Raw genomic sequence first — 15,787 nt, forward strand, 5'->3', positions numbered from 1 at the left:
GCGCGCTTTTTCTTCCGGAGCCGAGTCGATCTTGTCGAACTCAACGACTGCCGAACCGAAAACTTCGGAGCAGACGCGAGTCAGAGCTGCGGTCAGAGTGGTCTTACCGTGGTCAACGTGGCCGATGGTGCCGACGTTAACGTGAGGAAGGGAACGATCAAATTTTTCTTTAGCCACGACAGTGAACCTCTTGCCTAAAGGGGATTAGCCTTGTTTTTTAACGAGTGCTTCGACGATGTTCGACGGAGCTTCGGCGTATTTGGAGAATTCCATGGAGTAGCTTGCGCGACCCTGAGACATGGAACGAACGTCGGTTGCGTAACCGAACATTTCTCCGAGCGGTACTTCAGCACGGACGACACGGCCAGAGACCGATTCATCCATACCCTGGACCAGACCACGACGACGGTTCAGGTCACCCATCACGTCACCCAGGTAGTCTTCCGGGGTTACAACTTCGACCTTCATGATCGGCTCGAGAACCACGCCACCGCCCTTCTGGGCCAGTTGCTTGGTCGCCATCGAAGCGGCGATCTTGAACGCCATTTCGTTGGAGTCGACGTCGTGGTACGAACCGTCGAATACCGCGGCCTTCAGGCCGATCAGAGGATAACCGGCAACAACGCCGTTTTTCATCTGCTCTTCGATACCCTTCTGGATCGCAGGGATGTATTCCTTAGGAATCACACCACCAACGACTTCGTTGGCGAACACCAGACCTTCGGTGATGTTGCCTTTTTCGTCCTGATCCGGCTCCGAGAAACGGATCCAGCAGTGACCGAACTGACCACGGCCGCCCGACTGACGAACGAACTTGCCTTCGATCTCGACGTTGGACTTGGTGATCTTCTCGCGGTACGAAACCTGCGGCTTGCCGATGTTGGCCTCGACGTTGAACTCGCGCTTCATGCGGTCAACGAGGATGTCCAGGTGCAGCTCACCCATACCGGAGATGATGGTCTGACCGGTTTCTTCATCGGTCTTGACGCGGAACGACGGGTCTTCCTGAGCCAGTTTGCCCAGTGCGATACCCATCTTCTCCTGGTCCTGCTTGGTTTTCGGCTCTACGGAGAGCGAAATCACAGGCTCAGGGAAGTCCATACGCTCGAGGATGATCGGCTTGTCGGCGTTGCACAGGGTGTCACCAGTGGTGACGTCCTTCATGCCGATCAGAGCAGCGATGTCGCCTGCACGTACTTCTTTGATCTCTTCACGCTGGTTAGCGTGCATCTGAACCATACGGCCAACGCGCTCTTTCTTGCCTTTGACCGAGTTGATGACGGAGTCACCGGAGGTCAGGAAGCCCGAGTAAACGCGAACGAAGGTCAGAGTACCAACGAACGGGTCGGTGGCGATCTTGAAGGCCAGGGCCGAGAACGGCTCGTCGTCGTCAGCGTGACGCTCGTCGAACTGCTCTGGCTTGACTTCGTCCTTAGGCACGTCGATCAGGTCAGGGTGGATACCCTTGATCGCCGGGATCTCGGTCGGAGCTGGCAGGAAGTCGATAACGGCGTCGAGAACCAGGGGAACGCCCTTGTTCTTGAACGACGAACCGCAGACAGCCGGAACGATTTCGCTGGCCAGGGTGCGCGCGCGCAGGCCTGCCTTGATCTCTTCGACGGTCAGCTCACCTTCTTCAAGGTACTTGTTCATCAGCTCTTCAGAAGCTTCGGCAGCAGCTTCCACCATGTTCGAGCGCCATTCTTCGGCCAGCTCGAGCATGTCCGCAGGAATTTCTTCCTCACGGTAGGTGGTGCCTTTGTCGTCGTCGTTCCAGTAGATAGCCTTCATCTTGATCAGGTCGACCTGACCTTGGAAGTTATCTTCCGAACCGATGGCCAGCTGAACAGGAACCGGGGTGTGACCCAGACGGTTCTTGATCTGACCTACGACGCGCAGGAAGTTTGCACCGGCACGGTCCATCTTGTTCACGTAGACAACACGTGGAACACCGTACTTGTTGGCTTGACGCCATACGGTTTCGGACTGCGGCTCAACGCCGGAGGTACCGCAGAACACAACGACCGCGCCGTCGAGTACACGCAGCGAACGTTCTACTTCAATGGTGAAGTCAACGTGGCCGGGGGTATCGATGACGTTTACGCGGTAGTTGTCGTACTGACCACGGGAACCCTGCCAGAAGGTGGTAACGGCAGCGGAGGTAATGGTGATACCGCGCTCCTGCTCCTGCACCATCCAGTCGGTGGTCGCGGCGCCGTCGTGCACCTCGCCCATTTTGTGGCTCAGACCTGTGTAGAACAGGATCCGCTCGGTAGTGGTGGTCTTGCCCGCGTCAACGTGGGCACAGATACCAATGTTACGGTAGCGGTTAATTGCTGTAGTACGAGCCATAAAGCCCTCGCAAAATGATTGATGCTTGAATTAGAAGCGGTAGTGCGAGAACGCTTTGTTGGCTTCAGCCATACGGTGAACGTCTTCACGCTTCTTGACTGCAGCACCCTTGCCTTCGGCAGCATCCAGCAGTTCGCCGGCCAGGCGCAGAGCCATCGACTTCTCGCCGCGCTTGCGGGCGTAGTCTACGAGCCAGCGCATTGCCAGAGCGTTACGACGGGATGGACGAACTTCAACCGGAACCTGGTAAGTGGCACCGCCTACACGGCGGGACTTAACTTCGACCAGCGGAGCGATGGCGTCGAGAGCTTTCTCGAAGATTTCCAGGGGGTCGCTGTTCTTGCGTGCTTTGACGGTATCCAGGGCACCGTAAACGATGCGCTCGGCTACGGCCTTCTTGCCGCTTTCCATCACGTGGTTCATGAACTTGGCGAGGATCTGGGATCCGTACTTCGGATCGTCAAGGATCTCACGTTTTGCTGCTACACGACGTCTTGGCATGATAAGCCCTCAAACGGTCTTCAGGTTAGCCCGGGACGTGGGTCTTCGACCCCTGCCCGACCTTACTCTTATCGACTCAAAAAAATGGATGTCTGCAAACGACCGATTACTTCGGACGCTTGGTACCGTACTTCGAACGACCCTGGTTACGGCCTTTAACGCCCGAAGTATCCAGAGAGCCGCGAACGGTGTGGTAACGAACACCTGGCAAGTCTTTTACACGGCCGCCACGGATCAGGACGACGCTGTGCTCTTGCAGGTTGTGGCCTTCACCACCGATGTACGAGGAAACCTCGAAACCGTTGGTCAGACGCACACGGCATACTTTACGCAGTGCCGAGTTAGGTTTTTTCGGCGTGGTGGTGTACACACGGGTGCACACGCCACGACGTTGCGGGCAGTTCTGCAGCGCAGGAACGTCGGACTTCTCGACCGAACGCTTACGCGGCTGACGTACCAGCTGGTTGATAGTTGCCATCTACTAGCTCCACTGATTGTCTTGCGACTCTATTGTCTTGCAAGAAAGCCAAAAATTGGCGAGACGGAGCCTCACCAAATTTAAGGGTACAAAAGTCTAAAGAGGATCTTGCACCCAGTCAAGACGAGGCCCCGGCCCTCCTCGCCCGATCATCGGCAACATTTTATGTCGCCGAGGGTCGTTCGAGGCTTGCCGGGGCCCTGCCCTGTACTTAGTTACCGCTGGAATTCAGCGCTTCGGTCAGTGCGGCTTCCACCTCACTGGCGCTTACACGCAGCGGTTTGTCGGCATCACGGCGACGCTTGCGCTCGCTGTGGTAGGCCAGACCAGTACCAGCCGGGATCAGACGACCCACGACCACGTTCTCTTTCAGGCCGCGCAGGTAGTCGCGCTTGCCGGTTACCGCCGCTTCGGTCAGTACGCGGGTGGTTTCCTGGAAGGAAGCCGCGGAAATGAACGACTCGGTCGACAGCGAGGCCTTGGTGATACCGAGCAGCACACGGGTGAACTTGGAGATGAACTTGTCCTCGCCGGCGAGACGCTCGTTCTCCACCAGTACCTGAGTCAGTTCCATCTGGTCGCCCTTGATGAAGCTGGAATCGCCCGACTCGGAGATCTCGACCTTACGCAGCATCTGACGCAGGATGGTCTCGATGTGCTTGTCGTTGATCTTCACGCCTTGCAGACGGTAAACGTCCTGGATCTCGTTGACGATGTACTTCGCCAGCGCGCTCACACCCAGCAGACGCAGGATGTCGTGCGGATCGCTCGGGCCGTCGGAGATAACTTCACCGCGGTTTACCTGTTCGCCTTCGAAGACGTTCAGGTGGCGCCACTTCGGAATCAGCTCTTCGTACGGATCGCTACCGTCGGTCGGGGTGATGACCAGACGACGCTTGCCCTTGGTCTCTTTACCGAACGCAATGGTGCCGCTGACTTCAGCCAGAATCGAGGCTTCTTTCGGACGACGCGCTTCGAACAGGTCGGCAACGCGCGGCAGACCACCGGTGATGTCACGGGTCTTCGACGTTTCTTGCGGGATACGCGCGATAACGTCACCAACACCGATCTGCGCACCGTCAGCCACACCGACGAGGGCGTTGGCCGGCAGGAAGTACTGGGCAGGTACGTCGGTACCTGGCAGGTACAGGTCCTTGCCAGCGGCATCGACCATCTTGATTGCCGGACGGATTTCCTTGCCTGCGGCAGGGCGATCCTTGACGTCCAGTACTTCAATGTTGGTCAAGCCGGTGAGTTCATCGGTCTGACGCTTGATGGTGATGTTTTCTTCCATGCCCACGAAGGTCACGGTACCTTTCAGCTCGGTAACGATCGGGTGGGTGTGCGGGTCCCACTTGGCGACGATGGCGCCAGCTTCGACCTTTTCACCTTCCTTGACCGAAATCACCGCACCGTAAGGCAGCTTGTAACGCTCACGCTCACGACCGAATTCGTCGGCAATGGCCAACTCACCCGAACGCGAAACGGCAACCAGGTTACCGTCAGCACGCTCGACCTGCTTCAGGTTGTGCAGACGCACCATACCGCCGTTCTTCACCTGGACGCTGTCGGCAGCCGAGGTACGGCTTGCAGCACCACCGATGTGGAACGTACGCATGGTCAGCTGGGTACCCGGCTCACCGATCGACTGAGCAGCGATAACGCCGACAGCTTCACCGATGTTCACCTGGTGGCCACGCGCCAGGTCACGACCGTAGCACTTGGCGCAGATGCCGTAGCGGGTTTCGCAGTTGATTGGCGAACGCACGATCACTTCGTCGATGCTGTTCAGCTCGATGAACTCGACCCACTGCTCGTCGACCAGGGTACCGGCCGGAACGATGACGTCCTCGGTGCCTGGCTTGAACACGTCACGGGCAATGACACGACCCAGTACACGCTCACCCAGCGGCTCCACAACGTCACCGCCTTCGATGTGCGGAGTCATCAGCAGGCCCTGGTCGGTGCCGCAGTCGATCTCGGTAACCACCAGATCCTGGGCAACGTCTACCAGACGACGAGTCAGGTAACCGGAGTTCGCAGTCTTCAGTGCGGTATCCGCCAGACCCTTACGAGCACCGTGAGTGGAGATGAAGTACTGAAGTACGCTCAAACCTTCACGGAAGTTCGCGGTGATCGGCGTCTCGATGATCGAGCCGTCCGGCTTGGCCATCAGACCACGCATACCGGCCAACTGACGGATCTGGGCCGCGGAACCACGCGCACCCGAGTCAGCCATCATGTACATCGAGTTGAACGACTCTTGCTCGACTTCCTTGCCCTCGCGGTCGATGACCTTCTCTTTCGAGAGGTTGGCCATCATCGCCTTGGACACTTCGTCGTTCGCCTTGGACCACAAGTCGATGACCTTGTTGTACTTCTCGCCCTGGGTTACCAGGCCGGAGGCGTACTGGCTCTCGATTTCCTTCACTTCGTCGGTAGCGTTACCGATGATGCGGGCCTTCTCGTCCGGGATAACGAAGTCGTTAACACCGATGGAAACGCCGGAAATGGTCGAGTAAGCGAAACCGGTGTACATCAGCTGGTCAGCGAAGATAACGGTCTCTTTCAGACCAACCACGCGATAGCACTGGTTGATCAGCTTGGAGATCGCCTTTTTCTTCATCGGCTGGTTGACCACGTCGTATGGCAGGCCTGCCGGTACAACCTGGAACAGCAGCGCACGGCCGACGGTGGTGTCGACGATGCGGGTATTCTTGACCACCGAACCATCACGCTCTTTCACGGTTTCGTTGATACGAACCTTGATTTTCGCGTGCAGGGCAGCTTCGCCGGCGCGGAACACGCGGTCGACTTCCTGCAGGTCGGCGAACACGCGACCTTCGCCCTTGGCGTTGATGGCTTCACGGGTCATGTAGTACAGACCCAGTACAACGTCCTGCGACGGAACGATGATTGGCTCACCGTTGGCTGGCGACAGGATGTTGTTGGTCGACATCATCAGTGCACGTGCTTCGAGCTGGGCTTCCAGGGTCAGCGGCACGTGAACGGCCATCTGGTCACCGTCGAAGTCGGCGTTGTACGCGGCACAGACCAGCGGGTGCAGCTGAATAGCCTTACCTTCGATCAGAACCGGTTCAAAGGCCTGGATACCCAGACGGTGCAGAGTCGGTGCACGGTTGAGCAGCACGGGGTGTTCGCGAATCACTTCGGCGAGAACGTCCCAAACCTCTGGCAGCTCGCGCTCGACCATTTTCTTGGCAGCCTTGATGGTGGTCGCCAGACCACGCATTTCCAGCTTGCCGAAAATGAACGGCTTGAACAGCTCGAGGGCCATTTTCTTCGGCAGACCGCACTGGTGCAGACGCAGGGTCGGGCCTACGGTAATTACCGAACGGCCGGAGTAGTCCACGCGCTTACCGAGCAAGTTCTGACGGAAACGACCTTGCTTACCTTTGATCATGTCGGCCAGGGACTTCAGCGGACGCTTGTTCGAGCCAGTGATGGCGCGACCGCGACGGCCGTTGTCCAGCAGGGCGTCGACCGCTTCCTGCAGCATGCGCTTTTCGTTGCGCACGATAATGTCTGGCGCCGACAGATCCAGCAGGCGCTTCAGACGGTTGTTACGGTTGATCACCCGGCGGTACAGATCGTTCAGGTCGGAGGTCGCGAAGCGGCCACCATCCAGCGGTACCAGCGGACGCAGGTCCGGCGGCAGTACTGGCAGAACGGTCAGGACCATCCACTCAGGCAGGTTGCCCGAGCCCTGGAAAGCTTCCATCAGCTTCAGGCGCTTGGACAGCTTCTTGATCTTGGTTTCCGAGTTGGTCTGCGGAATTTCTTCACGCAGGCGACCGATCTCGTGCTCCAGGTCGATAGCGTGCAGCAGCTCGCGAACAGCCTCGGCACCCATGCGGGCGTCGAAGTCGTCACCGAACTCTTCCAGCGCTTCGAAGTACTGCTCGTCGTTCAGCAGCTGGCCCTTTTCCAGGGTGGTCATGCCCGGATCGATAACGACATAGCTCTCAAAGTAGAGCACGCGCTCGATGTCACGCAGGGTCATGTCCATCAGCAGGCCGATACGGGACGGCAGCGACTTCAGGAACCAGATGTGGGCAACCGGCGAAGCCAGTTCGATGTGCGCCATGCGCTCACGACGAACCTTGGCCAGAGCAACTTCAACGCCGCACTTCTCGCAGATCACGCCGCGGTGCTTGAGGCGCTTGTACTTGCCGCACAGGCACTCGTAGTCCTTGACTGGGCCAAAGATCTTGGCGCAGAACAGGCCGTCACGCTCAGGCTTGAACGTACGGTAGTTGATGGTTTCCGGCTTCTTAACTTCACCGAACGACCACGAACGGATCATTTCAGGCGACGCCAGACCGATACGGATGGCGTCGAACTCTTCGACTTGACCCTGGTTTTTCAGCAAATTCAGTAGGTCTTTCAAGGCCTTTCCTCCTGGCGGAGCAGGGAGCGGGCATTACCTGCCCCACTCCCCTTCGCGTCACGTGTTATTCGGTTTCCAGATCGATATCGATACCGAGCGAACGGATCTCTTTGATCAACACGTTGAAGGACTCGGGCATGCCCGGCTCCATACGGTGATCGCCATCCACGATGTTCTTGTACATCTTGGTACGGCCGTTCACGTCGTCCGACTTCACTGTGAGCATTTCTTGCAGGGTGTATGCCGCGCCGTATGCTTCCAGCGCCCACACTTCCATCTCCCCGAAACGCTGACCACCGAACTGCGCCTTACCACCCAGCGGCTGCTGGGTAACCAGGCTGTAGGAACCAGTGGAACGCGCGTGCATCTTGTCGTCCACCAAGTGGTTCAGCTTGAGCATGTACATGTAACCAACGGTCACAGGACGCTCGAACTTGTTGCCGGTACGGCCATCGAACAGCACCATCTGGCCGCTCTCTGGCAGATCGGCCAGCTTCAGCATGGCCTTGATCTCGCGCTCCTTGGCACCATCGAAGACCGGGGTAGCCATCGGCACGCCTTTCTTCAGGTTGTTGGCCAGGGCCAGGATCTCTTCGTCGGTGAACTCGTCCAGGTTTTCCTGACGACCGCCGATCTCGTTGTAGACCTCGGTCAGGAACACGCGCAGCTCAGCGGCTTTGCGCTGCTCTTCGAGCATGCGGTCGATCTTCTCGCCCAGGCCCTTGGCCGCCAGGCCCAGGTGGGTTTCGAGGATCTGACCAACGTTCATACGCGAAGGTACGCCCAGCGGGTTCAGTACGACGTCGACCGGAGTACCGTTGGCATCGTGCGGCATGTCTTCTACCGGCATGATTACCGAGACAACACCCTTGTTACCGTGACGACCGGCCATCTTGTCACCCGGCTGGATGCGACGGCGGATTGCCAGGTAAACCTTGACGATCTTCAGTACGCCCGGTGCCAGGTCATCGCCCTGCTGCAGCTTGCGCTTCTTGTCTTCGAACTTGTCGTCCAGCAGACGGCGACGGTCGACGATGTACTGCTGAGCTTTTTCCAGCTGCTCGTTCAGTGCATCTTCAGCCATGCGCAGTTTGAACCACTGGCCGTGCTCCAGGCCGTCCAGCACTTCGTCAGTGATCACGGTGCCTTTCTTCAGGCCCGCACCACCGTCGACCACCTGGCCGTTCAGAGCGGAACGCAGACGCTCGAAGGTTGCACCTTCGACGATGCGGAACTCTTCGTTGAGGTCCTTGCGGATCTCGTCCAGCTGCATCTTCTCGATAGCCAGGGCGCGACTGTCGCGCTCGACGCCATCACGGGTGAAGACCTGCACGTCGATGACAGTACCCTTGGTGCCGGTTGGCACACGCAGGGAGGTGTCCTTAACGTCGCTGGCTTTTTCACCGAAGATTGCGCGCAGCAGTTTTTCTTCCGGAGTCAGCTGGGTTTCGCCTTTTGGCGTGACCTTGCCGACCAGGATGTCGCCAGCGCCGACTTCAGCACCCACGTAAACGATACCGGCTTCGTCCAGCTTGTTCAGAGCGGCTTCACCCACGTTCGGGATGTCCGCAGTGATTTCCTCTGGGCCAAGCTTGGTGTCACGCGCCACACAGGTCAGTTCCTGAATGTGGATGGTGGTGAAGCGGTCTTCCTGAACCACACGCTCGGACAGGCAGATGGAGTCTTCGAAGTTGAAGCCGTTCCACGCCATGAACGCGATGCGCATGTTCTGACCCAGCGCCAGCTCACCCATGTCGGTGGACGGGCCGTCGGCCATGATGTCGCCACGCTGAACCTTGTCACCTTTGCTCACCAGCGGACGCTGGTTGATGCAGGTGTTCTGGTTCGAACGGGTGTACTTGGTCAGGTTGTAGATATCCACACCTGCTTCGCCGGTTTCCACTTCGTCGTCGGCAACGCGAACAACGATACGGCTGGCGTCGACCGAGTCGATCACACCACCGCGGCGAGCAACCACGCAGACACCGGAGTCACGGGCAACGTTGCGCTCCATGCCGGTACCTACCAGCGGCTTGTCGGCACGCAGGGTCGGTACAGCCTGACGCTGCATGTTCGAACCCATCAACGCACGGTTGGCGTCGTCGTGCTCGAGGAACGGAATCAGCGACGCTGCAACAGAAACAACCTGCTTCGGCGAAACGTCCATCAGGGTGACGTCTTCCGGCGCCTTGACGGTGAATTCGTTCAGGTGACGAACAGCTACCAGCTCATCGATCAGTTGCTTCTTCTCGTTCATCGCGGCCGAAGCCTGGGCGATGACGTGATCCGCTTCTTCAATGGCCGACAGGAACACGATGTCGTCGCTGACCACGCCTTCCTTCACCACGCGGTACGGGCTTTCCAGGAAGCCGTACTGGTTGGTGCGGGCATAGGCTGCCAGGGAGTTGATCAGGCCGATGTTCGGACCTTCAGGGGTCTCGATCGGGCACACGCGACCGTAGTGGGTCGGGTGTACGTCACGGACTTCGAAGCCAGCACGCTCACGGGTCAGACCACCAGGGCCGAGTGCGGAGACGCGGCGCTTGTGGGTGATCTCGGAGAGCGGGTTGTTCTGGTCCATGAACTGGGACAGCTGGCTGGAACCGAAGAACTCTTTCACCGCCGCCGCTACCGGCTTGGCGTTGATCAGGTCTTGCGGCATCAGGCCTTCGCTTTCCGCCATCGACAGACGTTCCTTGACCGCGCGCTCGACACGCACCAGGCCAACGCGGAACTGGTTCTCGGCCATCTCGCCGACGCAACGTACGCGACGGTTACCCAGGTGGTCGATGTCGTCGACGATGCCTTTGCCGTTACGGATATCGACCAGGGTCTTCAGAACCTCGACGATGTCTTCCTTGCTCAGCACGCCCGAACCTTCGATCTCGGTACGACCGATACGACGGTTGAACTTCATGCGGCCTACAGCGGACAGGTCGTAACGCTCGGCGCTGAAGAACAGGTTGTTGAACAGGGTCTCGGCTGCATCCTTGGTTGGCGGCTCGCCAGGACGCATCATGCGGTAGATCTCGACCAGCGCTTCCAGCTGGTTGCTGGTGGTGTCGATCTTCAGGGTGTCGGAGATGAACGGACCGCAATCGATGTCGTTGGTGTACAGGGTCTCGATACGGACAACCTGCGCCTTGGCGACCTTGATCAGCAGTTCGGTGGTCATCTCGGTGTTGCATTCAGCGAGGATCTCGCCGGTAGCCGGATGCACGATAGCCTTGGCGGTAGTGCGGCCCAGGACGTATTCCATTGGAACGTCCAGCTGCTTGACACCGGCTTTCTCGAGCTGGTTGATGTGGCGCGCGGTAATACGGCGGCCTTGCTCGACGATCACTTTGCCAGTTTCGTCATGGATGTCCATGACTGCAACTTCACCACGCAGACGCTGCGGCACCAGTTCCAGGCTGAGTTTCTCGCCGGAAATGTGGAACACGTTGGTGGTGTAGAAGGTGTTCAGCACTTCTTCAGTGCTGTAACCCAGGGCGCGCAGAAGCACCGAGGCCGGCAGTTTGCGGCGACGGTCGATACGCACGAACACGCAGTCTTTCGGGTCGAACTCAAAGTCCAGCCAGGAACCGCGGTAAGGGATGATGCGAGCGGAGTACAGCAGCTTGCCGGAGCTGTGAGTCTTGCCACGGTCGTGGTCGAAGAACACACCAGGCGAACGGTGCAGCTGGGAAACGATCACACGCTCGGTACCGTTGATAACGAAGGTACCGTTCTCAGTCATCAGGGGGATTTCACCCATGTAGACTTCTTGCTCTTTGATGTCCTTGATCGCTTTGTTCGACGATTCCTTGTCGAAGATGATCAGGCGCACCTTGACCCGCAGTGGGACCGCGAAGGTCACGCCACGCAGGACACATTCCTTCACATCGAAGGCGGGCTCGCCCAGGCGATAGCCTACGTACTCCAGGGCAGCATTGCCGGAGTAGCTGATGATCGGGAATACCGATTTGAAGGCCGCGTGCAGGCCGACGTCGCGGAAGTGATCCTTGGATGCTCCCGCTTGCAGGAATTCGCGATACGAATCCAGCTGGATGGCCAGGAGGTAAGGCACATCCATAACGTCCGGCAACTTGCTAAAGTCCTTGCGGATACGTTTTTTCTCAGTGTATGAGTAAGCCATCAGCGTTCCCCAGCTTGGTCACCTGCTTGTTTGGCTTCTCCCGGCGGGAGCAGCCAGAAAATCGTGCAAACCCCTTGGTTTGCGCCACCCACATGGGTGTCTTGCAGCTCGTTATCGGGACCGGCCTGACCGGCCACCAATAACGGAAAAAGGCCGGTGGCATAAGCCACCAGCCATCAGCCTTTCGCTCAACGCTCAGGCTGGCATCGCAAAGTCGAGATTACTTCAGCTCGACTTTGGCGCCTGCTTCTTCCAGCTTCTTCTTAGCGTCTTCAGCGGCTTCTTTCGAAACGCCTTCAGCTACAACCTGAGGAGCGCCATCGACTTTCTCTTTGGCTTCTTTCAGGCCCAGACCGGTCAGTTCGCGAACGGCTTTGATCACGTTCACTTTCTTGTCGCCGGCTTCAACCAGAACAACGTTGAACTCGGTCTGCTCTTCAACAACGGCAGCAGCAGCAGCTGGGCCAGCAGCGGCAACAGCAGCGGTAACGCCGAAGGTTTCTTCCATCGCTTTGATCAGCTCAACAACTTCCAGAACGGTTTTCTGGCCGATTGCTTCGATGATTTGTTCGTTAGTCAGAGACATGACTTAAATCCTGTATTGGGGTGACAGCCTACGCAGCCATCAAATTAAACGTATGATTTTGAAAGAGTTCGCGTGCCTTAGGCAGCGGTAGCTTCTTTCTGGTCGCGAATGGCTGCCAGAGTACGAGCCAGCTTGCTGGTGGCGCCTTGGATAACGCTCATCAGTCGTGCAATAGCTTCGTCGCGGGTCGGCAGGGTAGCCAACACGTCGATCTGGTTCGCTGCAATGAAATTGCCGTCAAACGCAGCTGCCTTGATCTCGAACTTGTCCTGACCCTTGGCGAACTCTTTGAACAGACGAGCAGCAGCGCCCGGGTGTTCGTTGGAGAAAGCAATCAGGGTCGGGCCTTTGAACGCGTCGTTGAGGATCGAGAATTCGGTGCCTTCAACAGCGCGCTTGAGCAGGGTGTTACGTACGACACGTACGTAAACGCCAGCTTCGCGGGCCTCTTTACGGAGTCCGGTCATTGCGCTTACAGTCACACCACGGGCATCAGCCACGACAGCGGACAGAGCGACTTTGGCAGCCTCGTTGACTTCAGCGACGATGGCCTTCTTGTCTTCGAGTTTAATTGCCACGGGTTTACTCCTGGTTTTTACCGTTTCATCTGGCCGAAGCCGGATGTCGTTTTGGTGTCTGATTCGGTAACGAATCGGGAGCACCATCTGCGTGGGCTGGTGTTTTAAGGCTTGCGCCGCCTACGGTCTTGGATAGCCCCCGCCAGGCAGGGACCCCAATTTTTGCTGGCGACGCGACAGGTCGCGCCGCCATGTTCTTACACGTTCAGCGAGCTCTGATCGATGACCAGACCTGGGCCCATGGTGGTGCTCAGGGTAACGCGCTTGACGTAGATACCTTTCGAAGAAGCTGGCTTGATACGCTTCAGGTCAGCGATCAGGGCTTCAACGTTTTCCTTCAGCTTGCCAGCTTCAAAGCCGATTTTGCCAACGGAAGTGTGGATGATACCGTTTTTGTCGGTACGGTAGCGAACCTGACCAGCCTTGGCGTTTTTCACGGCAGTGGCTACGTCTGGAGTCACGGTACCAACTTTCGGGTTAGGCATCAGGCCGCGAGGACCCAGAACCTGACCCAGCTGACCTACAACGCGCATGGCATCAGGCGATGCAATAACGACGTCATAGTTCAGGTCGCCGCCTTTCATTTCGGCAGCCAGGTCGTCCATACCTACGCGGTCAGCGCCGGCAGCCAGAGCGGCTTCAGCAGCTGGACCTTGGGTGAAGACGGCAACGCGAACGGTCTTGCCAGTGCCGTGTGGCAGCACGGTAGCGCTACGTACGACCTGGTCGGATTTACGCGGGTCAACACCGAGGTTAACGGCGATGTCGTAGGACTCTACGAACTTGGCAGCAGGCAGCGAGGCCAGCAGAGTTGCCGCTTCTTCGAAGTTGTAGGCCTTGCCTGCTTCGATTTTTTCGGCGATTGCCTTTTGGCGTTTGGTCAGCTTAGCCATTACACACCCTCCACGTTCAGGCCCATGCTGCGGGCAGAGCCAGCGATGGTGCGTACAGCAGCGTCCAGGTCAGCAGCAGTCAGATCAGCCTGTTTAGCTTTGGCGATATCTTCCAGCTGAGCACGGGTAACGGTACCGACTTTAACGGTGTTCGGGCGAGCCGAACCACTGGTCAGGCCAGCAGCTTTCTTCAGCAGAACCGAGGCAGGGGTGCTCTTGGTCTCGAAGGTGAAGCTACGGTCGCTGTAGACAGTGATGATCACAGGAGTCGGCAGGCCGGCTTCTTGACCCTGAGTACGGGCGTTGAAGGCCTTGCAGAATTCCATGATGTTCACACCATGTTGACCCAGTGCTGGACCAACGGGTGGGCTTGGGTTGGCCTGGCCGGCCTTAACTTGCAGCTTGATGTAAGCCTGAATCTTCTTAGCCATGAGCTACTCCAAAATCGGGTACGAACGCCTGATGGCTCCCCGGATGACTTGCGTTTTATCCCAGTGACGACAAAACCCCGCAACACACAGGGCTGCGGGGTTTGGGATGCTTCGTCCGCCTAGACCTTTTCGACCTGGCTGAACTCGAGCTCCACCGGAGTAGAGCGACCGAAAATGAGCACTGCAACCTGCAGGCGGCTCTTTTCGTAGTTAACCTCTTCGACACTACCATTGAAGTCTGCGAACGGACCGTCAATGACTCGAACCACTTCACCTGGCTCGAACAGCGTCTTCGGCTTCGGCTTGTCGCTACCGTCGGCAACGCGACGCAGGATAGCCTCAGCTTCTTTATCGGTGATCGGTGCAGGCTTATCTGCAGTACCACCAATAAAGCCCATCACACGAGGGGTGTCCTTGACCAAGTGCCAAGTCCCTTCGTTCATCTCCATCTGGACCAGAACATAGCCAGGGAAGAACTTGCGCTCACTCTTGCGCTTCAGGCCATTGCGCATTTCGACGACTTCTTCGGTCGGGACCAGGATCTCGCCGAAACCGCCTTCCATGCCAGCCAGCTTGACGCGCTCAATCAGGGAGCGCATTACATGCTTCTCGTAACCCGAGTAAGCATGCACAACATACCAACGCTTAGCCACGGGACACCTTTAGCCAACGATCAAGGAGACCGCCCAGCCGAGCAGGGAATCAAGACCCCACAGCAGCAGTGCCATAACCAGCACGACAGCCACGACAATCAGCGTGGTCTGGGTGGTTTCCTGGCGGGTCGGCCACACGACTTTACGAATCTCGGTACGCGCTTCCTTCGCCAGCGTAAAGAACGACTTGCCCTTCGCAGTCTGCAGAGCCACAAAGCCCGCGACAGCAGCCAGGACGAGAAGTGCGAGAACGCGATACAGGATTGGGGAGGCGGAGTAATATTGATTACCCACAACACCAACAACCACCAAAGCCACTACAGCCAGCCACTTGAACAGATCAAAACGCGATTCTTGGGCTTCAGTTTTGGGAGTCATCGAGGAGGATCCTGTAAGAAGAAAGCCATCACACCGAGGTGAAATGGCAGGTCAGGAGGGAATCGAACCCCCAACCTACGGTTTTGGAGACCGTCGCTCTGCCAATTGAGCTACTGACCTGTAACGCTGTATCAGGCCGGCCATTATACCGGCCTGATCAAGTAAATCAACTACTTATTCAATAATTTTTGCTACGACACCGGCGCCGACGGTACGACCGCCTTCACGGATAGCGAAGCGCAGACCGTCTTCCATTGCGATGGTCTTGATCAGGGTGACAGTCATCTGAATGTTGTCACCTGGCATTACCATTTCAACGCCTTCCGGCAGTTCGCAGTTACCGGTCACGTCAGTGGTACGGAAGTAGAACTGAGGACGGTAGCCTTTG

General features: G+C 57.7%; 12 protein-coding genes, 1 tRNA gene and 1 pseudogene. All 14 read right to left on the reverse strand.

Annotation, left to right across the window (positions count from 1 at the left end):
- A partial coding sequence (locus ACNFBR_RS28945; protein WP_236223339.1) for a GTP-binding protein occupies nucleotides 1-177 on the reverse strand: 177 nt, incomplete at its 3' end.
- Nucleotides 178-204: 27 nt separating this feature from the next.
- Nucleotides 205-2,352, reverse strand: a complete 2,148-nt coding sequence (gene fusA, locus ACNFBR_RS28950) for an elongation factor G (protein WP_416737858.1) — start codon at nucleotides 2,350-2,352, stop codon at nucleotides 205-207.
- A 30-nt stretch (nucleotides 2,353-2,382) separates the two neighbouring features.
- Entirely contained in the window at nucleotides 2,383-2,853 is a 471-nt protein-coding gene (gene rpsG, locus ACNFBR_RS28955; RefSeq protein WP_003246741.1) for a 30S ribosomal protein S7, read from the reverse strand.
- A gap of 106 nt (nucleotides 2,854-2,959) precedes the next feature.
- A complete protein-coding gene (rpsL, locus tag ACNFBR_RS28960; protein ID WP_003255492.1) occupies nucleotides 2,960-3,331 on the reverse strand; it encodes a 30S ribosomal protein S12 in 372 nt (123 codons plus the stop codon).
- Nucleotides 3,332-3,542: 211 nt separating this feature from the next.
- Nucleotides 3,543-7,742: a DNA-directed RNA polymerase subunit beta' gene (rpoC, locus tag ACNFBR_RS28965; RefSeq protein ID WP_016715870.1), complete on the reverse strand. Its 4,200-nt coding sequence runs from the start codon at nucleotides 7,740-7,742 to the stop codon at nucleotides 3,543-3,545.
- A 64-nt stretch (nucleotides 7,743-7,806) separates the two neighbouring features.
- Complete coding sequence (rpoB, locus tag ACNFBR_RS28970; protein WP_416737859.1) at nucleotides 7,807-11,880, reverse strand: DNA-directed RNA polymerase subunit beta; 4,074 nt, start codon at nucleotides 11,878-11,880, stop codon at nucleotides 7,807-7,809.
- A 220-nt stretch (nucleotides 11,881-12,100) separates the two neighbouring features.
- Nucleotides 12,101-12,466 carry a 50S ribosomal protein L7/L12 gene (gene rplL / locus ACNFBR_RS28975; RefSeq protein ID WP_003255496.1) on the reverse strand — a complete coding sequence of 122 codons (366 nt, stop codon included), beginning with the start codon at nucleotides 12,464-12,466 and terminating at the stop codon, nucleotides 12,101-12,103.
- A gap of 77 nt (nucleotides 12,467-12,543) precedes the next feature.
- Nucleotides 12,544-13,044, reverse strand: coding sequence for a 50S ribosomal protein L10 (gene rplJ, locus ACNFBR_RS28980; protein ID WP_003255497.1), 501 nt, complete (start codon nucleotides 13,042-13,044; stop codon nucleotides 12,544-12,546).
- A gap of 197 nt (nucleotides 13,045-13,241) precedes the next feature.
- Entirely contained in the window at nucleotides 13,242-13,937 is a 696-nt protein-coding gene (gene rplA / locus ACNFBR_RS28985; RefSeq protein WP_060501592.1) for a 50S ribosomal protein L1, read from the reverse strand.
- Entirely contained in the window at nucleotides 13,937-14,368 is a 432-nt protein-coding gene (gene rplK / locus ACNFBR_RS28990; protein ID WP_003255500.1) for a 50S ribosomal protein L11, read from the reverse strand. The genes rplA and rplK overlap by 1 nt, the downstream gene beginning before the upstream one ends.
- A gap of 119 nt (nucleotides 14,369-14,487) precedes the next feature.
- Complete coding sequence (gene nusG, locus ACNFBR_RS28995) at nucleotides 14,488-15,021, reverse strand: transcription termination/antitermination protein NusG (RefSeq protein WP_416737860.1); 534 nt, start codon at nucleotides 15,019-15,021, stop codon at nucleotides 14,488-14,490.
- Nucleotides 15,022-15,030: 9 nt separating this feature from the next.
- Complete coding sequence (gene secE / locus ACNFBR_RS29000) at nucleotides 15,031-15,399, reverse strand: preprotein translocase subunit SecE (protein ID WP_112249307.1); 369 nt, start codon at nucleotides 15,397-15,399, stop codon at nucleotides 15,031-15,033.
- A 44-nt stretch (nucleotides 15,400-15,443) separates the two neighbouring features.
- Nucleotides 15,444-15,519, reverse strand: a tRNA-Trp gene (locus ACNFBR_RS29005).
- Between the two features lie 54 nt (nucleotides 15,520-15,573).
- Nucleotides 15,574-15,787: pseudogene (locus ACNFBR_RS29010) on the reverse strand (elongation factor Tu); the annotation flags it as partial.

The organism is Pseudomonas sp. NY11955 (assembly GCF_048068035.1).
In the GTDB taxonomy this organism is placed as follows: Bacteria; Pseudomonadota; Gammaproteobacteria; order Pseudomonadales; family Pseudomonadaceae; genus Aquipseudomonas.